The organism is Sphingomonas sp. SUN039, assembly GCF_024758725.1.
Classification (GTDB): Bacteria; Pseudomonadota; Alphaproteobacteria; order Sphingomonadales; family Sphingomonadaceae; genus Sphingomonas_O.
In genome coordinates this window covers 888,880-913,190 of record NZ_CP096972.1, presented here as the reverse complement: position 1 = coordinate 913,190, position 24,311 = coordinate 888,880, and the positions used below count along the sequence as shown (strand labels likewise).

Sequence of the window (24,311 nt, the reverse complement as noted above, 5' to 3'; positions counted from 1 at the left end):
CGAGCATCAGAAAACCAAGGTCGTTCTCAACGGAGGTCCATGCCTTCGCGCACCAGTACCTCGGCCATGTCAGCAGGCAGCGGTTCGAGAACGACAAATTGCCCGCCCGCATTGATCGCCGCAAGTTCGGGTTCGCCACCTGAATTGTTGAAGACGAAACATCGATCTACATGCCGGGCGAACCACGCGAACTCGGCAAATGACCGCAGCCGTCGGTCGCGCACCTTGTCCGGCGGCACGTCATGGCCACCCTCCGCTACGCGGACCCTTATCCGCTCCAGCTGTAGCTCTGCGCTATCGAGTACAGCATAAATCATGCGAACTTCGAAGCCACGCGCCTTGGCAAGGTCGACCAAACGGCGATATTTCGGCGACGACAGAACGGTTTCCACGCCGATGGTCTGATAGGCTTCGATGGACGATTCGAGCCATTTCTCGACCCGCTGCACAGCAGCGAGATTTGCCTCAATCAGCGAAAGACCTTCGCTCTGTTCGATTTTTGCGGTCAGGAGGTCGGGATTGATGATCCAAACAGATCCACCCCATCCCTCGATATTCGTGAGGTTGTAGAACGAGCTTTTTCCGCTCCCGTTCGGACCTCCGACGATCCAGAAAATCGGCCGTTCAGGCCTCCGCGGATTCGGCGACTGCACCCGCCTTCTTTCGTTGCGCCTTGATGCGTCGGACGTTCGAACGAAACGCCGCCAGCAAGTCGTACTCAAGTGTCGGACTGTCTGACTGCACGACTTTCATCCGCACGATCGTCCCATCGGGCGCACGCACCCGCTTGGTGGGAAGGTCGCTCGGACGAATGGTAGTTGCGCGGGATGCCATAACGACAACCTTAGGCGTCAAACGCAGCTATTCAACCCCGCGCCGAAATCCGCGCGATTTCCTGGGCGACCTGACGCTCAACGATTTCGGGCAGTTTCGCGTCGAGCCAGTCGGCGAGCATGGGCTTGAGCATTTCGCGGACCAATCCCTCCAGCGTGTCGCTGCCGGTCATCTCAGGCTTGACGATCAACGCCGACAGCGCGGCAAGCGATGTGCGGCTCGCTTCGGCTGTGGAGGTCGACACCAATGTCGGCTTCGGGTCGGCGGGCACGGCTTCGGCCTTTGCTTTGGGTTTCACGGCAAGCACCATCGGTTCGGGCTCGGGATCGGGCTCGACAGCGACCGGATCGGTCAGTTCGAGCACTTCTTCCTCCTCGGAAACCTCCGCGATCTCGTCGGCGGGTTCGGGACGGGTCAGCGGCGACAGGCCGACCGATCGCTTAACACGAGGTGTCGACAATGCGGCCTCGCTGTCCTCGGCGATGATGCGTTTGATCGACGAGAGGATGTCCTCCATCGATGGCTCTGCATGTCCGTCGGCCATGGCCAACCCCCTAAAACAGCTTGCTTTCCCCCGGCCTAATTGGCCGCTGGACCGATCAATGCCGGTGTTTGCGCCACTGTGTCAACGGTGCGGGTGGCAACCGGCGCGGGCTTGGGGTCGCTCGCCCAGTCGTTGACGCTGCGGCGGACGCGACGGTAATTGACCTGCGGATCGTAGAGCGGCCCGCCGTCGAGCCCCAGATCCTGCACGCCTGCCTTGCCCATCGCCGCCAGCAGCGAGAAGCCCGCAACATAGGCGTTGCGCCGCGCCGCCACGAGATTGGTCTGCGCGTTGAGCAGTTCCTGCTCGGCGTTCAGGATGTCGAGAATCGAGCGCGTGCCGACACTGTTCTCGGCACGGACACCTTCCAGCGACAGCGAACTCGCCGCGACCGCCGCCTCGGACGACGCGATCAACTGGTTCGACGCCTGCCAGGCCGCATAGGCCGAACGCGTCTGCGCCACGATGTTGCGCTCGGTTGCGGTCACCGTTTCGATCGCTTGCGATTCGAGTGCCTGCGCTTGCCGAACTTGCGCGCCGGGAAGCCCGCCCTGAAAGATCGGGATCGAGGCTTGCAGGCCCACGGTGGTGCTGCGCGAAGTCTGGCTGACCCCGGTCGCGCCGGTGCCGAGATTGCCGAGCGAACCGAGGTAGTCGGTGTAATTCTCCGACCCTACGGCGGAAAGTTTCGGCAACCGGCCTGCGCGCGCCGTCTTGACGTCGAAGGCGCTCGCGTCGCGCCGCTGTTTCGCGGCGGCAAGACCGGGATTGCCGTCGAGCGCGACCGTGACCGCCATATCTGCCGATCCCGGCAGGTTCGGCAGCGGCGGCGGCGGCTCCAGCGCAACCGGTGCGGTACCGACCAGCTGGATGTAATTTTCCTTGCTGCCGATCAGATTCGATTGCGCCTGTTCGAGCTGGCCCTGCGCCAGCGCCAGCCGCGATTCGGACTGGGCAACATCGGTGCGGGTCAGGTCGCCGATCTGGAACCGGTCGCGCGTCGCCTCCAGATTGGTCCGCAACACCCCGACTTGTTTCCGGTTGAGCGCGACAATGGCCGAGTCGCGGATCACGTTCATGTAAGCAGCGACAGTCTGTGAAAACACGCTTTGCTCGGTATCGCGCAGCCCCGACTGCCCCGCCGCGACGCGGGTTTCGGCGGCGAGCGTGGAATTGCGGACGGCCCCGCCCTGATAGATCGGCACCGACAAGGTCAGTCCCGCCGAGAACTGGCGACGCGGCGACGTAAAGCTGTTCGAGGCGGTTTCGAGGAACTCATTGTACTGCGCCGTGGTGTTGACAGCGGGCAGTCCGCGCGACCGGGCAATCGGCACGCTCTCATCGGTGGCGCGCTGCCCCGCGCGCGCGCCGGTGATCGTCGGATTGGTCTGATACGCCTTGACCAGCGCCTCGCGCAGCGTCTCTGCGGACAGCGGGCATGCGGTCGTCACGGCCAGCAGGGCGACAAGGATACGGCGGCGGTGACTCATAACTGCTGAAACTTTCAACCTAGAAAACGAATTCACGAGGGCGGACGAACCCCGGCAGCACCACGGATTCGGCATCGACGAACGTCGACAGCGCGAACCCGCTGCCGCCACGCCGACCGACAGCGAGGTGCGCGACGCCGTTTTCGAGGATCGCGGCGGTGAGCCGTCCGGTCAGAGCGAGTTGCGCGACCAGCGCCTCGGGCACGAATTCGACCGCGCCGTCGATCACAATCGCGTCATAAGGCGCATGCGCTGCCGCGCCGTTTTCCAGCGGCCCTTCGACCAGCCGGACGCCAGATATGTTGGATTTTGCCTGCGCCGCCAGCGCCGCATCGCTCTCCACGCCGGTCACATCGGCAGCCATCGAGGCCGCCAACGCCGGCGCATAGCCGGTCGCTGCACCGACGATCAGGACGCGGCTGTCGGGTCCGATTTCGGCGGCATCGAGCAGCAGCGCCGTCGTCATCGGCGGGTTGAGCGCACGCCCCCCGCCGAGCGGTACCGCGCGATCAATATAGGCCGTCGTGCCGCGCTCGGCAGGCACGAACTTTTCACGCGGCACACGACCCAGCGCATCGAGCAGCGCCAGATCGGTGACGGCATTGGTGCGAAGCTGGCTTGCGACCATGGCTGCGCGCATTGCGGCGAAATCGCCGGTCGGAGACGAATTTGTTTCGGTCACGCTGCTTCCGTGGCACAACTGTGTTACGCTTGCAATACAGCAAGCAATGTTTTGCTTCTATCCGAGGCCCGCGCGGACGCCAAGGGCGCAGCAGCGATTGTTCCGGCGTTAGTCGGGCCAGTAGAGGCGCATCGGATTGTCGACCAGCAATTTGCGCTGCAACTCTGCCGTCGGCGCGATGCGCGGGATGACGTCGACCAGCGTACCGTCGTCGGGAATACGGTGTTCCATATTGGGGTGCGGCCAGTCGGTGCCCCACAAGACGCGGTCGGGATAGCGTTCGACAACCGGACGGATCACCTCGACGAAATCGTCGAACGGCGGCCCCATCGGCGACAGGCGCTCTGCCCCCGACACCTTGGTCCAGATGTCCGTATGGCTGTCGAGCAACGCCCTGAACGCCGTAATGTCGGCCCCGTCCGGCCCCTGCGCGATGTCAGGACGGCCGAGGTGATCGACGACGACGATGGTCGGGATCGCTTCGAGGAAGGGAACCATCTCTTCCAGAATATCGGCCTCGAAATAGACGACGACATGCCATCCGAGCGGCTCGATGTTTTTCGCGATCTCGAGGAACTTGTCCTTGGGCGCATTGTCGACGAGCCGCTTGAGGAAGTTGAAGCGCACGCCGCGAATGCCCCCTGCGTGCAGCGCTTTCAGCTCGTCGATACCGATGTCGGGATCGACCACCGCAACCCCGCGCGCGAGGCCGTTCGACTTCGCAATGCCGGCCAGCGTCGCGCTGTTATCGGTGCCGTGGCAACTTGCCTGCACGATAACGTTGCGGCTGAGCCCGAGATGGTCGCGCAGGGCGAACAGCATTTCGGGGGTCGCATCCTCGGGATGATATTTCGCCTTCGGACTGAACGGGAACTCCGCCTCGGGTCCGAAGACATGGACGTGCGCGTCCACCGCGCCCGCCGGGGGCACGAAGCACGGTTTCGAGGGGGCATCGACCCAGGTCTGGCTGCGACTCATCCGAACACGACTCCATCCATCAATTTGCGCGCGGTTCGTAACAGCGCTGCAGAGGTGACCGCGCCGTCCGCACCGGTTTCCAGCACGCAGGTCATTTCGCCGGTCGGATGCTCGACCGACAGGGTCTTGCGCGTCCCGTCGGGCACCGACGCGACCTCGGCAGCGGGCGAGCCGGGAATGAGGCAGGCCGTCGCTACGCTGACCGCGCCGAGGACACCGACACTGGCATGCGCGCGCTTCGGAATGAAGCTCCGCACCGTCACGGCACCGCCATGACGTGGCGGCGCGACCAGCATCATCTTGGGCACCGATTTGTCGGCCACGTCGCCGAGATTCATCAGCGGTCCCGCCTTGAGCCGGATCGCCTCGATCTTCGCCTTTACGGCGTCTGCCGCATCGAGCGTATCGCGGTCCTCATAGCCTGTCGCGCCGACATCGACCGCCTTCAGCACAATGCACGGCATGCCGTTATCGATCAGCGTACAGGCGACACCGTCGATGACATCGACCGCATTGCCGGTCGGCAGCAATGCGCCGCAGCTCGACCCTGCCGTGTCGCGGAACTCGAGGGGCACGGGCGCCGCTGCCCCCGGCACGCCGTCGATGCGCGCTTCGCCGGAATAGGTCACCTGCCCGCCCGGTGTCGCCACCGTCGCGACCGCCACCTGGCCGGTATTCTCCATGAAGATGGTGACCTTGGTCTCGTCGCCGCCAGCGAGGACCAATCCGCGTTCGAGCGCGAACGGGCCGATACCGGCCAGGATGTTCCCGCAATTCTGCTGGTCGCTGACGATAGCCTGATCGACGAAGACCTGCAGGAACAGGTAATCGACGTCAACGCCGGGACGCGCAGACTTGCTGACCACCGCGACTTTGCTCGTCAGCGGATCCGCCCCGCCCATCCCGTCGATCTGCCGCGGATCGGGCGACCCCATCACGCGCAGCAGGAAGGCGTCACGCTCTGCGGGCAAGTCGTCCTTGAGGAAATAGCCGCCTTTGGAGGTGCCGCCGCGCATCCACATGCAGGGCACACCTCGCTCAGACATATTTCAGGCCCATCTCGGCGAGCTTTTCCCGCATCTTGTACATATCTAGCCCGAGCTCGCCGCTGCCGAGCCGCGCCCGCTTGTCGCCCTCATTGGCCTCGCGCGCCTGCGCCTTGGCCAGCACATCGGCGGCATTGGCACGGGGCACTACGCAGACCCCGTCGTCATCGGCAATGATGACATCGCCGGGCTGGATCGCGGCACCCGCACAGACGATGGGGATGTTGACCGAGCCCAGCGTCGCCTTGATAGTGCCCTGCGCCGACACCGCCTTCGACCATACCGGAAAGCCCATTTCGGTCAGGTCGCGCAGGTCGCGGACCCCGGCGTCGATGACGAGGCCGCGACAGCCGCGCGCCTGAGCCGATGTCGCGAGCAGGTCGCCGAAATAGCCGTCCTCGCAGGGACTGGTCGGGGCGAGGACAAGGATGTCGCCCGCTTGCAGCTGCTCGATCGCGACATGGACCATCCAGTTGTCGCCTGGGGGCGAGGAGATGGTGACGGCAGACCCCGCAATGCGGGCGCCGCTATAGATCGGGCGCATATAGGCAGCGAGCAATCCGGTGCGGCCCTGCGCTTCATGGACGGTCGCAACCCCGCATAAGGCGAGCGCATCGATCACGTCGGGCGCGGCACGATCGATGGACTGGACGACGATTCCCGACATGGCGGATCCTCTCTGGAACGCAGCGCATCTTCAACAAGCTAACGCATGGAACGGCAATTCGGAAGTTGCGCCCCGGTATAAGAATGGACTAATCCTGTTGGATGCAGCCCGATGCGCTCAACCTTCGCCACCTTGCGGCTCTGGCGGCGACCGCAAGGCTCGGCAGCCTGTCGGCGGCGGCACAGGCGGTGAGCCTGACCCAGCCCGCCCTGACGCAGGGACTGGCCAAACTCGAACGGCAATTCGACGAACCGCTGTTCGAACGGCACCCGGGCGGCATGGTCGCCACCGCAGCGGTGCAGGTGCTCGCCCCCCGGATCGAGGCGGCGCTGGCGCATATCGCGTCGCCCCGCGTGACGATGGCCCAGATGCGCGCGCTGGTCGCGCTGGCCGATGCGGGCAGCTATCCGGGGGCAAGTGCGGCGACCGGCCTGTCGCAACCGACCTTGCACCGTGCCGTCGCCGACCTGTCGATCGGCCTGCGCCGCCTGCTGGTCGAGCGGCGCGGCAAGGGGATTGCGTTCACCGAGGCGGGCCGACGCACGGTGCGTGCATTCCGGCTGGCGCGGGCCGAACTCGTGGCGGGCCTGTCCGAGGTGGCGGCATTGCGCGGGCAGGAGACCGGACGGATCACGATCGGTGCCATGCCATTATCACGTGCACGCCTGCTGCCCGCAGCGGTCACGGCGTTCCACCGCACGCACCCCCATGTCGAAATCCGCATTGTCGAGGGGTCGCACGCCGAGCTGATCGAGCCGCTGCGCGACGGCGAGATCGACCTGCTGATCGGTGCCCTGCGCGCGCCGTCACCGGGCGATGACGTAAGCCAAGTGCCGCTGTTCGAGGATCAGCCGGTCGTGATCGCGCGGTCGGGGCACCCGTTGGCAAAGACGGATGACGTGACGCCCGGGCTTCTCGCCGCCTACCCTTGGACGATCTCCGCACCGGGAACCCCATTGCGCCTGTTGTGGGAGCGCATGTTCGAGCGGGAGCATGTCCCCCTGCCCCCAGTGCCGGTCGAATGCGGATCGGTAATCACCATCCGCCAGATCCTGCTCGACAGCGATTTCCTGACCCTGTTGTCGCCCGACCAGATCGCGGTCGAGCTGGAGGCGGGCTGGTTGACCCAAATCGGCGACCCGCCGGCTGCGCTGCGCCGGACCATCGGGACGACGACGCGCATCGGGTGGCGGCCGACGGGCATGCAGCAGCATTTTCTCGACGCGCTGACCAAGCTTGTGGCGGGATGATTTGGGCGAAATCGGCGGTCGTGGTAGCGTGACGCCAAGGAGCCGACCGATGAACGACCTGTCGCACAAATTCCCGCGCGCGCCGCAGTTGAGCGAGCCTTTGCAGCAGATCATGGCGATGCAGGCCATCGAGGCGAACCCGCTGAGCGAGGAGGACATCGCGATGTTCGAGATGTTCGAGCGCGAGGGGTGGTCGCACGAACGTCGCAGGGCGCATATTATCGCCCAGATCGGGGTACCCGGCAGCCGGTGAGCGACGACGTATATTGCTACCCTGGCACTCACATTCTGAGGAACCTGCACGACCTGACCGATGCCGACGAGCTCGACAGGGTCGAACGGCGGCTGGTAGCCGACCGATTTGCCGAAGGGGCACCGACCGGCAATTTCGATCTGCCCCATCTTCGCGCCATCCACCGCCACTTGTTTCAGGATATCTACGACTGGGCAGGCGAAATACGGACGCTGGAAATCGCCAAGGGCGGCAGCCAGTTCATGTACGTCCGCTACATCGCGACCGGCATGGCCGACGTCCACCGACGGGTGATTGAATGGAAATATCTACGCGGGCTGGATGCCGATGAGTTCGCCGCCAAGGCAGGCGAGATCATCGGCGACATCAACCACATTCACCCGTTCCGCGAGGGCAACGGGCGAACCCAACTGACCTATCTGCTGCAACTCGCGGCCCAGGCGGGCCATGTTGTCGACGTCCGCGCTATCGACCGGACGCAATGGTATGCGGCATCGGTCGAAGCCCATAAAGGGCACTTCGAAGCCATGGCCGAGGCAATCGGCGGCGCGATAGCGCGAGAACGAAATTCGTAAAACTTTATAGGGGGTGCGGCCTTTGGATTGGCGCAGGCCGCACAGACACTTTAGCCCGAAACTGTGACATTCACGGTCTCTCTTATCGGCTTCGGCGAAGCGGCGCGCACGTTTGTTGCGGGCGGCCTCGGTGCAACGGCGGCCTATGATATCGACCCTGCCAAGCGCGAGGGCATTGCTGCGCGCGTTACGCTGGCCGACGCGCTGGCAGGGGCGACCGCTGTCCTGAGTTTGGTGACTGCCGATCAGGCACTTGCCGCGGCGAAGGCGGCGGCACCGATCATGCGCCCGGGCACGCTGTATTTCGACATGAATTCGGTCGCGCCCGATACCAAGCGCGCAGCGGCGCGGGCGGTCGAGGAGTCGGGCGGGCGCTATGTCGATGTCGCGGTCATGGCACCGGTCGAACCTGCCCGGCTCGCGGTGCCGCTGCTGCTGTCGGGTCCGCATGCAACGAACGGCGCGGGCGTTTTGACCGACCTCGGCTTTGCAAAGGTCCGCGCACTGCCCGGCGAGGTCGGGCGCGCGTCCTCGGTCAAGATGATCCGGTCGGTGATGGTCAAGGGGATCGAGGCGCTGACCGCCGAAATGATGCTGGCGGGCGACGCGGCGGGTGTTTCGGACGAAGTGCTCGCGTCGCTCGGCGACGGCTGGGACGCAAAGGCCGCCTATAATCTCGAACGCATGGCGACGCATGGGTTGCGCCGTGCCGCCGAAATGGAGGAATCGGCCAAGACGCTCGCCGCGCTCGGCGTCGATCCGGTGATGACGCGCGGGACTGTGGTGCGGCAGCGCGCGATGGCCGAACCCCTGCTGAAGGACGCCGCATGATTATCGACTGTCACGGCCATTATACCGTTCTGCCGCCCGCGCACGATGCGTGGCGCACGGCACAGGTTGCGGCATTCAAGGCGGGCGAAGCTGCCCCGCCCTACCCCGTCATCACCGACGACGAAATCCGCGAGACCATCGAGGCCAACCAGCTGCGCCTGTTGCGCGAGCGCGGGGCGGACATGACGATCTTTTCGCCGCGTGCTTCCGCTATGGCACCGCATGTCGGCGACCAGAATGTGGCAATTGCCTGGGCACGCGCCTGCAACGATTTGATCGCGCGGGTCGCAGGCCTGTATCCGGATGTTTTCGCGCCGGTGTGCATGTTGCCGCAGTCGCCGGGGGCGGATTTGTCGGCATCGGTTGCCGAGCTCGAACGCTGCGTCGGCATGGGCTTCATCGGGTGCAACCTGAACCCCGATCCCGGCGGCGGGCGTTTCCAGTCGCCGCCGCTGACCGACCCGTACTGGTTTCCGATCTACGAGAAGATGGTCGAGCTGGACGTGCCCGCGATGATCCACGTTTCGGGCTCGTGCAATCCGGGGCTGCACGCCACGGGGGCCTATTATATCGCGGCGGACACGATCGCGTTCATGCAGCTAATCGAGGGCGACCTGTTCGGGCAGTTCCCGACCCTGCGTTTCATCATTCCGCACGGCGGCGGCGCGGTGCCCTATCACTGGGGGCGGTATCGCGGGCTGGCCGACATGCTCAAAAAGCCCGATCTGTCGGGGCATCTGATGAACAATGTGTTCTTCGACACCTGCGTCTATCACCAGCCGGGGATTAATCTTCTCGCCGACGTGATCGAGAACAAGAACATCCTGTTCGGCAGCGAAATGGTCGGCGCGGTGCGTGGGATCGACCCGACCACCGGGCACTATTTCGACGACACCAAACGCTATGTCGACGCGCTCGATATCACCGATGCCCAGCGTCATGCGATTTTCGAGGGCAATGCGCGGCGGGTGTTTCCGCGCCTCGACGCGCAGTTGAAGGCCCGCGGGCGATGAGCGGAATCCGCGACATCCACGCCTATCTCGCCGAGTTCGACGACATTCCCGGCACGACGGTGTTCACGGCGGCGCGCGCGCGCAAGGGGTATCACCTCAACCAGTTCGCAATGAGCCTGATGAAAGCGGAAAACCGCGAACGCTGGAAGGCCGACGAGGCCGCCTATCTGTCCGGATGGAAACTGACCGAGGCCCAGCGCGCAGCGGTCGTCGCGCGCGACTACAACGCGATGATGGCCGAGGGCGGCAACATCTATTTCCTGTCAAAGATATTCTCCACCGACGGCATCCCCTTTGCCGAAGCGGTGAGCACGATGACCGACCAGAGCTGGCCCGAATATCGCCAGATGATGATGGACGGCGGTCGCAGCCCCGAGGGCAATCGCTCGATTCGGGCCAGCCGTGCGGCCGAAGGCGGCACGGACAACGAAGGAGCCCGCTGAGATGGCGCGCATCACGGCAGGGGTCGGATCGAGCCATGTCCCTCTGCTCGGCGTCGCGGTGGATCAGGGCAAGACACGCGACGAATATTTCGGACCGATTTTCGCAGGCTATGACTGGACGCGCGACTGGGAAAAGGCGGAAAAGCCCGACGTTATCCTGCTGGTTTACAACGATCACGCCAGCGCGTTCGACGCGAACATCATTCCGACCTTCGCAATCGGCTGCGGCGAACATTACAAGCCCGCCGACGAAGGTTGGGGGCCGCGCCCGGTTCCCGATGTCGAGGGGCACGCCGATATGGCTTGGCACATCGCGCAAAGCCTTATCCTCGACGATTTCGACATGACCATCATCAACGAGATGGACGTCGATCACGGGCTGACCGTGCCGTTGTCGATGATGTTCGGGCAGCCGGACGAATGGCCCGCAAAGGTTGTTCCACTCGCCGTCAACGTCGTCACCTATCCCGTGCCGTCGGGCAACCGCTGCTGGGCGCTGGGCGAAGCGATTGCGCGTGCCGTCGAGAGCTTTCCCGAGGATCTCAACGTCCAGATCTGGGGGACCGGCGGCATGTCGCACCAGTTGCAGGGGCCGCGTGCCGGGCTGCTCAACCGCGAATGGGACAACAGGTTCATGGACCTGCTGGTCGGCGACACACAGGCCGCGCGCGCGATCCCGCATATCGAATATCTCCGCGAAACCGGGAGCGAAGGCATCGAGATGGTGATGTGGCTGATCATGCGCGGCGCGCTGGGGGCGAAGACCAGACTGCTTCACCGCCACTATCACATCCCGTGCAGCAACACCGCCATCGGGCATATCGTTCTGGAGCCAGTAACATGAGAATCGCACTCGCGGGCGCAGGCGCCTTTGGCGAAAAACATCTCGACGGGCTGAAGCTGATCGACGGGGTCGAGATCGTCTCGATCATCAGCCGCACCGGCGAACAGGCAGCCGAAGTCGCGAAGAAATACGGGGCGAAGCACAGTTCGACCGAGCTCGAAGATGCGCTCGCCCGCGACGATGTCGATGCCGTCATCCTGTGTACGCCCACCCAGATGCACGCCGAACAGGCGATCATGTGCATGAATGCGGGCAAGCATGTGCAGGTCGAAATTCCGCTGGCCGACTCGCTCTCCGATGCGGAAGCTGTGCTGGCGAAGCAGGTCGAGACCGGCCTCACCTGCATGGTCGGCCACACCCGCCGCTTCAATCCGTCGCACCAATATGTCCACAACCGCATCGAGAGCGGCGCATTCAACATCCAGCAGATGGACGTGCAGACGTACTTCTTCCGTCGCAAGAACATGAATGCGAAGGGGCAGCCGCGTTCGTGGACCGACCATCTGTTGTGGCACCATGCGGCGCACACCGTCGACCTGTTCGCCTATCAGGCGGGGCCAATCGTCAAAGCGAACGCGGTCGAGGGGCCGTATCATCCGGAACTCGGCATCGCGATGGATATGTCGATCCAGCTCAAGGCCGAAAGCGGGGCGATCTGCACCTTGTCGCTGAGTTTCAACAACGACGGGCCGCTGGGGACGTTCTTCCGCTATATCGGCGACAGCGCGACTTACATTGCGCGTTACGACGATCTCGTGACGGGCAAGGAAGAACCGATCGACCTGACCGGCGTCACCGTCTCAAACAACGGCATCGAACTGCAGGACCGTGAATTCATCGCCGCAATCCGCGAGGGGCGCGAACCCAATTCGAGCGTGGCACAGGTGCTGCCGTGCTATCGGGTGCTCGATCAGTTGGAGAGGCAGCTTGTCTGAACTCCTCCCCAGCGGAGCGCAGGGGAGGTGCCCGCAGGGCGGAGGGGCCGCCGCGTTCAGCGGCGGGACGCTTTCGCCGCAGCAGCGCCGCTCGCTGCGCTCGCACCCCTCCGGCGCATTCGCGCCACCTCCCCTGCGCTTCGCTGGGGAGGAATGAAAATCTCACGATGCTTCGAATGAAAACCCAGGTCGCTATCATCGGCTCGGGTCCAGCGGGGCTGCTCCTCGGGCATCTGCTCCGCGCCGAGGGCATCGACTGCGTCATCGTGGAGCGCACCTCGCAAGCACGCGTGACCGACCGCATCCGCGCAGGCGTGCTCGAACGCACGACGACCGACCTGCTCCACCGGCTTGGGATCGACGAACGGCTCAACCGCGAGGGGATGCTGGAGGAAGGATTTGCGCTCGCCGACGGCGACCGGCTGATCCGCATCGACACCTTTGCGCTGACCGGCAAGCATGTGACGGTCTATGGCCAGACCGAGGTCACCAAAGACCTGATCGACGCCGCGCCGGAACGCGGGCTGGAGATCGTGTGGGAGGCCGCGAATGTCGCGCTCCACGATGTCGACAGCGACGCGCCCTATGTGACATGGGACGGGGGACGTCTGGACTGCGATTTCATCGCGGGTTGCGACGGATTCCACGGCCCCTCGCGCAAAGCCATCCCCGATGGTGTGCAGCGCGAGTTCGAGCGGGTCTATCCGTTCGGGTGGCTGGGCATCCTCGCCGATGTGCCGCCGTGCCATCACGAGCTGATCTACGCCAACCACGACCGGGGCTTTGCGCTTGCGTCGATGCGGTCGCCGACTCGCAGCCGTTACTATGTGCAGGTGCCGGTCGACGAAGATATCACGCTGTGGCCCGACGAGCGCCTGTGGGACGAACTCGCGCTGCGCCTGCCGCAAGTCGCCGACAGCATCGTGCGCGGTCCCGCGCTCGAGAAATCCATCGCGCCGCTGCGCAGCTTCGTATCGGAACCGATGCGCCACGGGCGGCTGTTCATGGCGGGCGATTCGACGCACATCGTTCCGCCGACGGGCGCGAAGGGATTGAACCTCGCTGCGTCCGACGTCGCTTATCTTTCGGACGCGCTTATCGGTCACTACAAACGCGGCGATAACGACGGCATCGCGGGTTATTCGGCGAAGGCGCTGGCGCGCGTGTGGAAAGCCGAGCGCTTCAGCTGGCAGCTGACCAAGCTGATGCACCGCTTCCCCGAAGACGGCCCGTTCGAGCGGCGGATGCAGATTGCCGAGCTCGACTATATCGCGTCGTCGAAGGCCGCGCAGACCGCGATTGCCGAAAATTATGTCGGACTGCCGCTTTGACGTTAAGTTGGCCGATATGATCGACCTGTCGAAAATCACCGCCATCGACGTCCATGTGCATGCCGAAGTGTCGTGCCACGACCCCGAAGACCCGGTGATGGGCAAATTCTTCGACGCGGCCAGCGCTTATTTCAAGGCCCCGCGCGAACGCCCGAAAATTCCCGAGATCATCGAGATCTACCGCGCGCAACAGATCGCCTTTTGCCTGTTCACCGTCGACGCCGAGAGCGGCATCGGCGCGAAACGCGTCAGCAATTACGAAATTGCCGATTATGCAGCGGCGAACAGCGACATCTGCATCCCGTTCGCCTCGATCGATCCGCACAAGGGCAAACTGGGTGCGCGCGAAGCCCGCGACCTCGTCGAGAACCACGGGGTGCGCGGGTTCAAGTTCCACGGCATCATGCAGGACGCGCATCCCGCCGACCGCATGGCCTATCCGATCTACGAGGTCATCGCCGAGCACAAGCTGCCCGCGATTTTTCACACCGGCCATTCGGGCATGGGCACGGGGATGCGCGGCGGCGGTGGCGTGCGGCTGAAATGGGGTCAGCCGATGCTGGTCGACGATGTCGCGGTCGACTTTCCCGACATGAAGATCGTCCTAGCGCACCCGAGCTGGCCATGGGTCGACGAGAGCCTGTCGATGGCATTGCACAAGGACAATGTGTTTATCGACCTGTCGGGCTGGTCGCCGAAATATTTTCCGAAGCAGGTCGTCCAGTACGCCAACACCCAACTGAAGCATAAGATGCTGTTCGGCAGCGATTTCCCCTTGATCCATCCGCAAAAATGGATCGAAGCGGCGGCGGACGTCGGCTTCCGCGACGAGGTCATGCCCGGGATCATGAAGGACAATGCCGCGCGGCTGCTCGGCCTGTCCTGAGAGTGGAGTGAGAGTATTGACGCGCACGATCAACGGCCATCCGGTCAACCCCATCGGCCTTGGCTGCATGTCGCTCAGCTGGGCTTATGGCATTCCGCCCTTGCCCGAGGACGGCGCCAAGCTGCTCCACCGCGCGCTCGACCTTGGCTACAACCATCTCGACACCGCGCGCATCTATGGCGAGGGCAAGAACGAGGCGCTGATCGGCGAGACGCTCAAAGGGCGGCGCAACGAATTCTTCCTCGCGTCGAAAACCGGGATCATCGTCGAGGGCAAGGACCGGCGGATCGACTGCAAGCCCGCGACGATCCGGAGCGCGCTCGAGGAAAGCCTGCGGCTGCTCCAGACCGACCATATCGACCTCTATTATTTGCACCGCCGCGATTTCGACACGCCCATCGAGGACTCGGTCGGCGAACTCGCCCGTGCGGTGGAAAGCGGCAAGATCGGGAGCATCGGCCTGTCCGAAATGTCGGCGGAAACATTGCGAAAAGCCCACGCGGTTCACCCGATTGCGGCGATGCAAACCGAATATTCGCCGCAGACCCGCAATCCCGAGATTGCGGTGCTCGATGCGTGCAAAGAACTCGGCACGACCTTCGTCGCCTTTTCGCCGGTGGGCCGCGGATCGCTCCCCGGCACGTTGCGCGATCCCGCGGCGCTGCCCGAAGGCGACTTGCGGCGGCACTGGCCACGGTTCAAGGGCGAGAACTGGACAAACAACCTTGCGCAGATCGACGCGTTTGGTGCGGTCGCAACCGGAGTCGGCGTTACCCCGGCGCAACTCGCGCTCGGGTGGGTATTGGCAAAGGGGGACCACATCGTCGCCATCCCGGGCACAGCGAATATCGCCCACCTCGAGGAGAACATCGCGCGCGGCGACTGGCGGCCCGATGCCGCGACGATCACCCGGATCGATGCGCTCATCAACCAGACGACCGTAGCCGGTCCGCGCTATCCGGCAGCCGCACAGGCCGCAATCGATACCGAGGAATTTGCCTGAAAGAGCTTACCCGGCAGGCGCTGTTCCACACAGGAGAGGGTCGATTAAGGGGGGTATTGCATCGTTGATCGGTGGCGAAGTTTCCGTTGCTGGGATCGCTTTAAAAATTGGGCGTCATTGACACGTCCGACCATAGTCGACACTGGCCTTACCAATAACTGTCAGGTAGCAGCATCGACATACGCGCGCGCGAGGAACTCTGCCGAAATAGATGCAGGCAAGTTGCGCTGGCGGATCATCAGCCTCGTCACGCTCGGTATAAGACTCTGATGCTTCGCTTTGCCTAGGCATGGGCGATCAGCGACAGGGCACACGCCACAGCATCTGGCGGACTCACCAATTCCACATCGTGCCATCCTCCAGACGCGCGACCGGGAGATAGGCGGGCTTATAGGGATATTTCGCAGCCAGTTTCTCGTCGATGTCCACGCCGTGGCCCGGCGTATCGCCGACGAACAGTGCCCCTGCCTCGAACCGGTAATCGTGCGGGAAGACGGCGTCGGTTTCCTCGCTGTGGCGCATATATTCCTGGACGCCGAAATTCGGCACCCAGGTGTCGAAATGGAGCGCGGTCCCCATTGTCACGGGCGACAGGTCGGTCGCGCCGTGGCAGCCGGTGCGAACCTGATAGAGCGCCGCGAAATCGGCAATCCGGCGTAGGTGCGTCACCCCGCCCGCCCCCACGATGGTGCAGCGGATATAGTCGATCAGCTGGTTCTGGATCAGGTCCTTGCAGTCCCAGATCGTGTTGAAAATCTCACCCACCGCGAGCGGCGTGGTGGTGTGGTGGCGAACCAGCTTGAACGCCTCCTGATTTTCGGCGGGCGTGCAGTCCTCAAGCCAGAACAGCTGGCTCGGTTCGAGCATCTTGCCCAGACTGGCGGCCTCTTGCGGCGTGTAGCGGTGGTGGCCGTCGTGGAGCAGATGATGGTCGAAACCATAGGTTTGGCGCAGCTTCTCGAACAGTTTCGGTACCGTATTGAGCGCTTTGCGGGTGTCCCATCCGGTCACGCTCGGCAACGCAGCATCCGCCGGTTCGTAGAACAGCTTGCCGCGACCGACGCCGTACGCATCCTTGATCCCCGGCACCCCCGTCTGCGCGCGGATCGCCTTATACCCCATGTCGATATACTGGCCGACGGCCTCGACCGTCTCGCCGATGTCGCTGCCATTGGCGTGGCCGTAGACCATCACCCCGTCGCGGCTGCGGCCGCCGAGCAACTGGTACAGCGGCATCCCCGCCATCTTGGCCTTGATGTCCCAGAGCGCAACATCGACGGCGGCAATCGCCCGCATCGTCACCGGCCCGCGTCGCCAATAGGCTCCGCGATAAAGATACTGCCAGACATCCTCGATCCGGCGCGGGTCCATGCCGATCAGGCACGGAACGACATGGTCCTCAAGATAGGAAACCACCGAAAGCTCGCGACCGTTGAGGGTCGCGTCACCGATGCCGTAAACGCCCTGATCGGTCTCGATTTTGAGCGTCAGGAAATTGCGCCCGGGGCACGTAACAATAACACGGGCAGCTGTGATCTTCATGAACGCAGAACCTCTCGATTGGCTTGACGTTGGCTCAAGGGACTGCCAGCGTCTAGTAATTGGTCAGGCCAAATGCAAGGAAGCATATGGAGCGTGTAAGGACACAGGATCGGCTTTATCAGGAGCTCGTGCGCAAGCTGATGAGTGAGCTGGCGAGCGGAAGATATCCGGTTGGCGCGCGCCTTCCCGCTGAGCGCGAACTGGCCATAGAATATGCGGTCAGTCGACCGACGGTGCGCGAAGCGATCATCGCGCTCGAAGTCCAGAACCTCGTCGAGGTTCGCATCGGCTCGGGAGCCTATGTGAAGCGCGTGCCCGGCAAAGACGATCACCCTGGCTTCGACATCAGCGGATTCGAACTGACCGAAGCACGATTGCTGTTCGAGGGCGAGGCCGCCGCGCTCGCGGCAAGCCAGATCACCGAAGAGGAGCTGGCCGAGCTCGATGCGCTGGTCGAACGCATTGCAATCGAGAATTTGGAAAAAGCAGGATCCGAGGACGCCGACCGTGGTTTTCATCTCGCGATTGCGCGCGCGACGCGGAACGCCGCCGTGTATCGGACGATCGAAGGTTTGTGGGAGCTACGGCGCACCTCTCCGGCCTGTGCGCAGCTGCACGCGCTCGCGCGTACCGCGAATATCAAGCCTGTGGTCGACGAGCACAGCGCCATTCTCGACGCCTTGCGCGCGCGCGATCCGGCGGCGGCAAGAAGCGCGATGCGGACCCATTTGAGCGCGGTGCTCGATTCGCTGCTGTTCGCCACTGAGGAACAGGCAATCGAAGACGCGCGTCGCGCCGTTGCGGTCAAGCGGCAGCGGTACAGTCAGGCTGCGGCATGAGCCGGCCGCTGACGCTCCACCCCGACCGGCTGTTTCCGGCGGACGACGATGTGCGGACAATCGCAAGGCGGCTGTATCGCGAAGTTTCCGGATTGCCGATCATCTCGCCGCACGGCCATACCGATCCGGAATGGTGGGCGACCGACGCACCGTTCGGCAATGCGGCCGAGTTGCTGCTGCATCCCGATCATTATGTCTTCCGCATGCTCTATTCGCAGGGCGTTGCACTCGAAGCACTTGGCATCGGCAACCCGGACGCCGACCCACGGCAAAGCTGGCGGCTGTTCGCCGAGCGATACCATCTGTTCCGCGGGACGCCGTCGCGAATGTGGCTCGATTGGGTTTTCGCCGAAGGGTTCGGGATCGACCTGCAATTGAGCGCAGCAACTGCAGACCGCTATTATGACACGATTACCGAATTGCTCGCCACCGACGCATATCGTCCCCGCGCCTTGTTCGAACGCTTCAACATCGAAGTGATCGCGACGACCGAGAATCCCCTCGAGGATTTGCGCCACCATAAGGCGATCCGCGACAGCGGGTGGAGCGGCCGCGTGATCACTGCCTATCGTCCCGATCCGGTCGTCGACCCCGAATTCGAGGGCTTTGGAGAAAACCTGAAGATCCTGTCCGATCTTACAGGCGAGGATTGCCTGGCCTGGTCCGGCTATCTCGCGGCGCACCGCAAACGTCGCGCCTTCTTCAAGGCGATGGGCGCAACTTCTACCGATCACGGCCATCCGACGGCACGCACGGCGGACTTGGGAGCCGGGGACGCCGAACGATTATTCAAGCGGGTTACCAGCGGGTCGGTCACCCCGGAAGATGCCGAGTTGTTCCGCGCACAGATGCTCACCGAGATGGCGGGGATGAGCGCCGATGACGGCCTCGTCATGCAAATCCACCCCGGCAGTTTCCGCAACCACAATCCGGCGGTGTTTGCGCGCTTCGGGCGTGACAAGGGTGCCGACATCCCGATGCGGACCGAATATGTCGAGGCGCTGCGCCCGCTGCTCGCCAAATACGGCAACCGCGCCGACATGACGATTATCGTCTTTACACTCGACGAAACGGCTTATGCACGTGAACTCGCGCCGCTCGCGGGCCATTATCCCGCGCTGAAACTCGGCCCAGCATGGTGGTTTCACGACAGCCCCGAAGGCATGCGCCGCTTCCGCGAAAACATGACCGAGACGGCCGGTTTCTACAACACGGTAGGCTTCAACGACGATACCCGCGCCTTCCTCTCGATCCCCGCGCGGCACGACGTGGCGCGTCGTGTCGATTGCGGCTTCCTCGCCCGGCTGGTGGCCGAACATCGGCTGGGGGAGTGGGAAGCCGCCGAGCTTGCGGTCGACCTCAGCTACAATCTGGCCAAAGCGGCCTACAAGCTTTGAGACTGTGCGGTGCCACGCTCGACGTCGTTCCGATGACGGTCGGACGGCCGACCTACGACCGTGCCGCGCAGGCGGCAGGGATCGTCCACTTCGGCATCGGCGCGTTCCACCGCGCGCATCAGGCGGTCTACACCGACGCTGCGATGAATGCGGGGGATGTCGACTGGGGTATCGTCGGCGTGTCGCTCCGGTCGGCCAATGTGGCCGAGCAGATGAACCCGCAAGACGGGCTGTATACGGTGGCGGCGCGTTCGAGCGACGGGGTCGCGACCAGGCTGATCGGTGCCGTGCAGACCGTTCTGGTCGCTGCCGATAATCCCTCGGACGTGGCGGAAGCGGTCGCCGCGCCCTCGACGCGCATCGTGAGCTTCACAATCACGGAGAAGGGCTATTGCCGCGGCCGCGACGGTCGGCTCGACGCGGAGGTCGCGACAGGCACCAGCGTCTATCGTTACATGCGGGACGGGCTCGCGTTGCGGCGGGCGCGGGGCTTGTCAGGCCTGACCTTGCTGTCGTGCGACAATCTCGCGAACAACGGCGCGCAGTTGCAGGCGCTGCTCGGCCAGTATCTCGCGCAGCACGACCCGGCGCTTGCGGACTGGGTGCGGGCAAACTGCACCTTTCCGTCGTCGATGGTCGATCGTATCGTGCCCGCCACAACGCCCGCCGACCTTGACGCCGCACGGCTCGCGCTCGGTGGACTGCACGATGCCGCACATGTCGTCACCGAACCGTTCAGCCAATGGGTCATCGAGGACCAATTCGCCGAAGGTCGTCCGCGCTGGGAGGTCGCAGACGCGACGTTTGTCGATGATGTGGCACCCTATGAGACCGCCAAGCTCCGAATGCTCAACGGCGCGCACTCAGCGCTTGCCTATCTCGGCCTAAAGGCCGGATATGATTTCGTGCACGAAGCGATCGCCGACGCTCGCCTGCGCGCGACGGTGGGCACGATCATGAGGACCGAAGCGGCCCCGACGATCGATGCGGCGCCGGGTCAGGATTTGACGGCATACGCCGACCAATTGATCGACCGTTTCGCCAATCCCGCGCTGAACCACCGGCTGATCCAGATCGCCATGGATGGCAGCCAGAAAGTGCCGCAACGCTGGCTCGACACCCTGGCCTGGCATCAAGAGCGCGCCAGTTGCTGCCCGGCGATCCTGGAGGCCGTCGCGGCCTGGATCGACCATCTTGCGGGCAGGAACCGGCGCTGGGGCCGAGTCGACGACCCGCTGGCCGACGCTCTCCAGCCGCTGTGCGTCGATGGCACAGCGCGCTCGATTGCCAGGCTGTTCGAAAAGTCCGGCCCGCTTGGATCGCCGTGGCAGCCATCGATTGCCGATTGCGACCGTCTTCTCGAATTGGTCAGTACATAGCCGACCGCTTGCAATATTGGCCTGACCAGTATTACGTCCGCAAGCAACCGATAGCTTGCTTGCCCCGGGTTTGCGGTTCGCCGCATCCAAATCCTTGCAGCCCGCAGTGGCAGGCGTGTTTGAGCGCCGACATCGGCCACCATTGCCAAGGTTGAGACCGCCGAATATGGGGGCGGTCCGCGACTGCGAACTCTCCTGCGAACTTTTCGGTTTTTAATCGAGAAAAAGCATCAAGTTCAATCGGATGGCCCGATGGCGGAGTGGTGACGTAGAGGACTGCAAATCCTCGCACCCGGGTTCGATTCCCGGTCGGGCCTCCATCTTTTTCCCGCGACCGTCGTATCTTGGCACAGGATGACAAGCCCTGCCCGCTGGGCTAGGCTGGTCAAACCCGGTCGGGGCGCGCAGACAGTCTATCGGACGACACGGGATACCCGGTCGCCCCCAGTGCCGTAAAAGGCAGCGGACGGGAGGTTTCGACGTGCGGGGAATGCGTTCGACAATTGGCATCGTGCTGGGCTTTGCGGCGCTGGTTACGGTCGCGCATCCGGCTGAGGCTGCTGCACCCGGCCTGTCCGACAGTTTCCGGCTCGGGTCGGGCGGCGGCGTCCTGTGCCGCGTCCAGACCCGGTCGCGCGATGCCGCGCTGGCGACGATGTTCGACCGCAGCTGGGCCATCGTCTGCCGCGATGCCGCCAAGCCCATCGGGACGGTGCGCGCCTTGCGGGGACGCGAAGCCGAAGCGCGTGCCGTGGCAGCGCGTGCCGATACCGCGACGTGCAGCGGCAGCGAGCGCGAAAGTGTCGACGACCTCGGTTCGCTCGCCGTCGGCCAGTGCCGACTGAAGGCGGCGAGCGTAGGTTACAAGGTTTACACGTTGCGGCGGGGCAATGTGACGTGGATCGCCGAGGGGCTGGCGGGTTATGACTCGGCATTGAAGCTGGCGCTGCGGACGGTCGTCACCGACCGGATCGTGCCCGGCAAGGTGACGGTCGCGACGACGTCGGTCGACGATCCCGTTGCCTTTGCGCGCGTGCAGGCGGGGACGCTCGACCCCGACCAAGCGCTGGCCGAGGGGTATCGGCGCAACAACAGCGGCGATTATGCCGAGGCAGCCGAGTTCTTCGATACGCTGCAACAGCGCGTCGCCGACGGGTCGGGCAAAACCGACCGCAGCGGCGAATACCGCATCAACCAGGCGCTGCAGCGGTCGAACCTCGGCGATTTTGCCGAAGCCGATGCCCTGTTTGCCGAGGCGCGTGCCGTACCGACGACCGACCGGGTGCAAACCCGGCTGCGGCGCAATTTCGAAGCGCTGCATCTGCTCAACCAGCAGCGGTACAGTGAGGCACTGGTCCGGCTCGACCAGCCGGTCGTGCCGCTCGAAAATGCGGTCGCGACAGCCGGCGGCGTCGAGATCGGCGCGGCGATTGCCGCCGAAATCAACAGCGGCGTGCCCGTTGCCAAACGGCTGGGCGCGACCGAGTCGACGTCGCTCACCGCCGACGAGCGGGCCGAAATCATCGACGCCCAGGCCTTGCAGATCAAGGGTACCCTGCTGCGTCTGACCGGCAAGCCTGCCGAGGCGCGCACGGCGCTGGAGGCGGCGGGCGCGCAGGCCGTGGCGGTACGGCAGGGACGCGTCCTGTCGATCGTACGGCTGCGCGCACAGGTGCTGGCCGAGACCGGGCTTGCGCTCGAAGACATGGGCGATGTGGCGGGCGGCGAGGCGCGGCTGCGCGCAGCGCTGGCGCTGCTCGAAACGCGCTATCCGCAGACCATTGCGGTCAATGGCGCGCGGGCACGGCTCGCGGCCTATCTGGCGCGACACGGCCAGTCGGCAGCGGCGATGACCGAGTTCCGTGCCGTTGTGCAGTCGGCGGCAGAGACACGGTCGTCGGTGACCGGCCTCGGCAATCTGCTCAGTCCCTATTTTGCGCTGCTGGTCGACGGGATGCCTGCCGATCCGGCGCTGGCCGACGATTTCTTTCTGGCAACACAGACGCTGGTCAGGCCCGGCGTTGCCGACACGCAAGCCATTCTCGCGCGCGAATTGAGCGAAGGTGCGGGGCCCGGATCGCGCCTGTTCCGACAGGCACGCACGCTGGAACGCGATATCGAACGGACCCGGATCGAACTCGCCAACCTTGTGGCCGCGCCCCAGCAGAGCGCCGACATCCGTCAGGCCATTGCCGCGCTGAACGCCGACCTAGCGCAGTATGCGACCGAGCAGATTGCAACGCAGAGCGAACTTGCGGCATTCCCGCAATATCGCGCGCTGACGCCGAATGCGCTGACGCTTGGCGAGCTGAAATCCACGCTCAAGCCGGGCGAGGCCTATCTGAAACTGACCGTCGCCGGACGGGGCGTGTTTGCCATTTTGGCGCGACCCGAAGGCGCCCAGGCATGGCGGGTCGCGCTGTCGCCCGACCAGCTCGATGTCGCGGTAACGTCGTTACGCGAAACCATCGTCACCAACGAGAACGGCCAGCTCAATACCTATCCCTTCGACGTGGCCGCCGCGCACGACCTGTATGTCGCGCTGGCGGGGCCGACGGCGGCTCAGCTGCCGAATGTGAAGCACCTGATTTTCGAGCCCGACGGCGCGATGCTGCGGCTGCCGCTCGACCTGCTGGTCACCGATGCGGCGAGCGTGGCGCAATACAAGGCGCGCACGGCCGATGCCAATGCCGACCAGTTCGATTTCACCGGCACCAAATGGCTGGGGCGCACGACAATGGTCAGCACCGCCGTGGCCGCGCGCGCGTTCCGCGATGTGCGCGCTTTGCCGCAATCGGCAGCCACCGCCCAATACCTCGGCTTCGGCCAGAATGCGCCGGTGGCGGGCCTGATTCAGGCGTCGGCAACACGCTCGCTGGGCGGTGCAGGTGCCGTCGATTGCAACTGGCCGGTTGCCGAATGGAGCAAGCCGGTCTCCGCGGCTGAGTTGCGGACGGCAGCCGCCGCGACCGGCGGTAGCCAGATCGTGACCGGTGCCGATTTCACCGATAGCGCGGTAAAGGCACGCGCCGACCTCGCCAACTACCGCATCCTGCATTTCGCGACCCACGGACTGGTCACCGCACCGCGCCCCGAATGCCCCGCGCGCCCTGCCCTGCTGACCTCGTTCGCACCCAGCGCATCGGACGGCCTGCTCGATTTCGGCGAGATCTATGCGCTCAAGATCGATGCGGACCTCGTCATCCTGTCGGCGTGCGACACGGCAGGCACGGCGACGGTGGCGGCGACTCGCGCGGCCGGGATCACCAGCGGCGGCGGCAATGCGCTCGACGGGTTGGTCCGCGCGTTTATCGGTGCAGGCGGGCGCTCGGTGCTCGCCAGTCACTGGCCCGCGCCCGACGATTTCAACGCCACCGAACGCCTGATTTCAGGGCTGTTCAAGGGCGGTAGCACCGCCAGTGTCGGTGAGGCGCTGATGGGCGCGCAGGCGACGCTGATGGACGAAGCGGCGACCTCTCACCCCTATTACTGGGCGGGCTTTGCGGTCGTCGGGGACGGTGCCCAGCGGCTGTTGTCCGCGCGCTGAGC

General features: G+C 64.4%; 23 protein-coding genes and 1 tRNA gene. 16 read left to right on the top strand and 8 right to left on the bottom strand.

Annotated features, from left to right (window positions below):
* Window positions 1-26: 26 nt before the first annotated feature.
* From M0209_RS04475 to ligK, 7 genes are all read right to left on the bottom strand, one after another.
* On the bottom strand, window positions 27-653 hold the full coding sequence (locus M0209_RS04475) for a zeta toxin family protein (RefSeq protein WP_258887098.1): 627 nt from the start codon (window positions 651-653) through the stop codon (window positions 27-29).
* Between the two features lie 212 nt (window positions 654-865).
* Window positions 866-1,378, bottom strand: coding sequence for a DUF2497 domain-containing protein (locus M0209_RS04470; RefSeq protein WP_258887097.1), 513 nt, complete (start codon window positions 1,376-1,378; stop codon window positions 866-868).
* A gap of 35 nt (window positions 1,379-1,413) precedes the next feature.
* Window positions 1,414-2,868, bottom strand: coding sequence for a TolC family outer membrane protein (locus M0209_RS04465; protein ID WP_258887096.1), 1,455 nt, complete (start codon window positions 2,866-2,868; stop codon window positions 1,414-1,416).
* A 19-nt stretch (window positions 2,869-2,887) separates the two neighbouring features.
* Window positions 2,888-3,550, bottom strand: a complete 663-nt coding sequence (locus M0209_RS04460; protein ID WP_309547050.1) for a protein-L-isoaspartate O-methyltransferase — start codon at window positions 3,548-3,550, stop codon at window positions 2,888-2,890.
* Window positions 3,551-3,658: 108 nt separating this feature from the next.
* A complete protein-coding gene (locus M0209_RS04455; RefSeq protein WP_258887095.1) occupies window positions 3,659-4,528 on the bottom strand; it encodes an amidohydrolase in 870 nt (289 codons plus the stop codon).
* Entirely contained in the window at window positions 4,525-5,574 is a 1,050-nt protein-coding gene (locus M0209_RS04450) for a 4-oxalomesaconate tautomerase (RefSeq protein ID WP_258887094.1), read from the bottom strand. Before M0209_RS04450 ends, M0209_RS04455 begins: the two co-directional genes overlap by 4 nt.
* Window positions 5,567-6,241 (bottom strand): 4-carboxy-4-hydroxy-2-oxoadipate aldolase/oxaloacetate decarboxylase, encoded by a 675-nt coding sequence (gene ligK, locus M0209_RS04445; protein ID WP_258887093.1) that lies wholly within the window; start codon window positions 6,239-6,241, stop codon window positions 5,567-5,569. Before ligK ends, M0209_RS04450 begins: the two co-directional genes overlap by 8 nt.
* 101 nt (window positions 6,242-6,342) lie before the next feature.
* Between ligK and M0209_RS04440 the strand changes: the two genes are divergently transcribed.
* From M0209_RS04440 to M0209_RS04390, 11 genes are all read left to right on the top strand, one after another.
* Window positions 6,343-7,491 carry a LysR family transcriptional regulator gene (locus tag M0209_RS04440; RefSeq protein ID WP_258887092.1) on the top strand — a complete coding sequence of 383 codons (1,149 nt, stop codon included), beginning with the start codon at window positions 6,343-6,345 and terminating at the stop codon, window positions 7,489-7,491.
* A 49-nt stretch (window positions 7,492-7,540) separates the two neighbouring features.
* Window positions 7,541-7,744, top strand: a complete 204-nt coding sequence (locus tag M0209_RS04435; protein WP_258887091.1) for a hypothetical protein — start codon at window positions 7,541-7,543, stop codon at window positions 7,742-7,744.
* Window positions 7,741-8,319, top strand: coding sequence for a Fic family protein (locus M0209_RS04430; RefSeq protein ID WP_258887090.1), 579 nt, complete (start codon window positions 7,741-7,743; stop codon window positions 8,317-8,319). The genes M0209_RS04435 and M0209_RS04430 overlap by 4 nt, the downstream gene beginning before the upstream one ends.
* A gap of 63 nt (window positions 8,320-8,382) precedes the next feature.
* Window positions 8,383-9,150: an NAD(P)-dependent oxidoreductase gene (locus tag M0209_RS04425; RefSeq protein ID WP_258887089.1), complete on the top strand. Its 768-nt coding sequence runs from the start codon at window positions 8,383-8,385 to the stop codon at window positions 9,148-9,150.
* The gene (locus M0209_RS04420) at window positions 9,147-10,163 is read left to right on the top strand and encodes an amidohydrolase family protein (RefSeq protein ID WP_258887088.1); all 1,017 of its coding nucleotides are present in this window, start codon (window positions 9,147-9,149) and stop codon (window positions 10,161-10,163) included. Before M0209_RS04425 ends, M0209_RS04420 begins: the two co-directional genes overlap by 4 nt.
* A complete protein-coding gene (gene ligA, locus M0209_RS04415) occupies window positions 10,160-10,606 on the top strand; it encodes a protocatechuate 4,5-dioxygenase subunit alpha (RefSeq protein ID WP_258887087.1) in 447 nt (148 codons plus the stop codon). Before M0209_RS04420 ends, ligA begins: the two co-directional genes overlap by 4 nt.
* 1 nt (window position 10,607) lies before the next feature.
* Window positions 10,608-11,450 carry a class III extradiol dioxygenase subunit beta gene (locus M0209_RS04410; RefSeq protein WP_258887086.1) on the top strand — a complete coding sequence of 281 codons (843 nt, stop codon included), beginning with the start codon at window positions 10,608-10,610 and terminating at the stop codon, window positions 11,448-11,450.
* A complete protein-coding gene (locus M0209_RS04405) occupies window positions 11,447-12,385 on the top strand; it encodes a Gfo/Idh/MocA family oxidoreductase (protein ID WP_258887085.1) in 939 nt (312 codons plus the stop codon). Before M0209_RS04410 ends, M0209_RS04405 begins: the two co-directional genes overlap by 4 nt.
* A 176-nt stretch (window positions 12,386-12,561) precedes the next feature.
* Entirely contained in the window at window positions 12,562-13,716 is a 1,155-nt protein-coding gene (gene pobA, locus M0209_RS04400) for a 4-hydroxybenzoate 3-monooxygenase (RefSeq protein ID WP_258887084.1), read from the top strand.
* Window positions 13,717-13,732: 16 nt separating this feature from the next.
* Window positions 13,733-14,602: an amidohydrolase family protein gene (locus M0209_RS04395; protein ID WP_258887083.1), complete on the top strand. Its 870-nt coding sequence runs from the start codon at window positions 13,733-13,735 to the stop codon at window positions 14,600-14,602.
* A gap of 7 nt (window positions 14,603-14,609) precedes the next feature.
* Window positions 14,610-15,605: an aldo/keto reductase gene (locus M0209_RS04390; protein ID WP_258887082.1), complete on the top strand. Its 996-nt coding sequence runs from the start codon at window positions 14,610-14,612 to the stop codon at window positions 15,603-15,605.
* A gap of 333 nt (window positions 15,606-15,938) precedes the next feature.
* On the opposite strand, the gene manD is transcribed toward M0209_RS04390, so the two are convergent.
* The gene (gene manD / locus M0209_RS04385; RefSeq protein ID WP_258887081.1) at window positions 15,939-17,147 is read right to left on the bottom strand and encodes a D-mannonate dehydratase ManD; all 1,209 of its coding nucleotides are present in this window, start codon (window positions 17,145-17,147) and stop codon (window positions 15,939-15,941) included.
* An 86-nt stretch (window positions 17,148-17,233) separates the two neighbouring features.
* On the opposite strand from manD, the gene M0209_RS04380 reads away from it, so the two are divergent.
* The 5 genes from M0209_RS04380 to M0209_RS04360 all read left to right on the top strand — a co-directional run bounded on the left by M0209_RS04380 (window position 17,234) and on the right by M0209_RS04360 (window position 24,309).
* Window positions 17,234-17,986, top strand: a complete 753-nt coding sequence (locus tag M0209_RS04380) for a FadR/GntR family transcriptional regulator (protein WP_258887080.1) — start codon at window positions 17,234-17,236, stop codon at window positions 17,984-17,986.
* Window positions 17,983-19,383 (top strand): glucuronate isomerase, encoded by a 1,401-nt coding sequence (gene uxaC / locus M0209_RS04375; protein WP_258887079.1) that lies wholly within the window; start codon window positions 17,983-17,985, stop codon window positions 19,381-19,383. The genes M0209_RS04380 and uxaC overlap by 4 nt, the downstream gene beginning before the upstream one ends.
* A 32-nt stretch (window positions 19,384-19,415) precedes the next feature.
* Window positions 19,416-20,762, top strand: coding sequence for a mannitol dehydrogenase family protein (locus M0209_RS04370; RefSeq protein WP_258887078.1), 1,347 nt, complete (start codon window positions 19,416-19,418; stop codon window positions 20,760-20,762).
* 246 nt (window positions 20,763-21,008) lie between these two features.
* A tRNA-Cys gene (locus tag M0209_RS04365) sits at window positions 21,009-21,082 on the top strand.
* A 170-nt stretch (window positions 21,083-21,252) separates the two neighbouring features.
* Entirely contained in the window at window positions 21,253-24,309 is a 3,057-nt protein-coding gene (locus M0209_RS04360; protein ID WP_258887077.1) for a CHAT domain-containing protein, read from the top strand.
* The last annotated feature ends 2 nt before the right edge of the window (window positions 24,310-24,311 follow it).

What these genes read in the sequence shown, in the direction of transcription:
- M0209_RS04470 (WP_258887097.1), bottom strand. Translation starts at nt 1,378, where the DNA reads ATGGCCGACGGACATGCAGAGCCATCGATGGAGGACATCCTCTCGTCG.
- M0209_RS04380 (WP_258887080.1), top strand. Translation starts at nt 17,234, where the DNA reads ATGGAGCGTGTAAGGACACAGGATCGGCTTTATCAGGAGCTCGTGCGC.
- uxaC (WP_258887079.1), top strand. Translation starts at nt 17,983, where the DNA reads ATGAGCCGGCCGCTGACGCTCCACCCCGACCGGCTGTTTCCGGCGGAC.
- M0209_RS04360 (WP_258887077.1), top strand. Translation starts at nt 21,253, where the DNA reads ATGCGTTCGACAATTGGCATCGTGCTGGGCTTTGCGGCGCTGGTTACG.
- pobA (WP_258887084.1), top strand. Translation starts at nt 12,562, where the DNA reads ATGAAAACCCAGGTCGCTATCATCGGCTCGGGTCCAGCGGGGCTGCTC.
- M0209_RS04410 (WP_258887086.1), top strand. Translation starts at nt 10,608, where the DNA reads ATGGCGCGCATCACGGCAGGGGTCGGATCGAGCCATGTCCCTCTGCTC.
- ligA (WP_258887087.1), top strand. Translation starts at nt 10,160, where the DNA reads ATGAGCGGAATCCGCGACATCCACGCCTATCTCGCCGAGTTCGACGAC.
- M0209_RS04370 (WP_258887078.1), top strand. Translation starts at nt 19,416, where the DNA reads ATGACGGTCGGACGGCCGACCTACGACCGTGCCGCGCAGGCGGCAGGG.
- M0209_RS04465 (WP_258887096.1), bottom strand. Translation starts at nt 2,868, where the DNA reads ATGAGTCACCGCCGCCGTATCCTTGTCGCCCTGCTGGCCGTGACGACC.
- manD (WP_258887081.1), bottom strand. Translation starts at nt 17,147, where the DNA reads ATGAAGATCACAGCTGCCCGTGTTATTGTTACGTGCCCCGGGCGCAAT.
- M0209_RS04455 (WP_258887095.1), bottom strand. Translation starts at nt 4,528, where the DNA reads ATGAGTCGCAGCCAGACCTGGGTCGATGCCCCCTCGAAACCGTGCTTC.
- M0209_RS04420 (WP_258887088.1), top strand. Translation starts at nt 9,147, where the DNA reads ATGATTATCGACTGTCACGGCCATTATACCGTTCTGCCGCCCGCGCAC.
- M0209_RS04450 (WP_258887094.1), bottom strand. Translation starts at nt 5,574, where the DNA reads ATGTCTGAGCGAGGTGTGCCCTGCATGTGGATGCGCGGCGGCACCTCC.
- M0209_RS04405 (WP_258887085.1), top strand. Translation starts at nt 11,447, where the DNA reads ATGAGAATCGCACTCGCGGGCGCAGGCGCCTTTGGCGAAAAACATCTC.
- M0209_RS04435 (WP_258887091.1), top strand. Translation starts at nt 7,541, where the DNA reads ATGAACGACCTGTCGCACAAATTCCCGCGCGCGCCGCAGTTGAGCGAG.
- M0209_RS04395 (WP_258887083.1), top strand. Translation starts at nt 13,733, where the DNA reads ATGATCGACCTGTCGAAAATCACCGCCATCGACGTCCATGTGCATGCC.
- M0209_RS04440 (WP_258887092.1), top strand. Translation starts at nt 6,343, where the DNA reads ATGCAGCCCGATGCGCTCAACCTTCGCCACCTTGCGGCTCTGGCGGCG.
- ligK (WP_258887093.1), bottom strand. Translation starts at nt 6,241, where the DNA reads ATGTCGGGAATCGTCGTCCAGTCCATCGATCGTGCCGCGCCCGACGTG.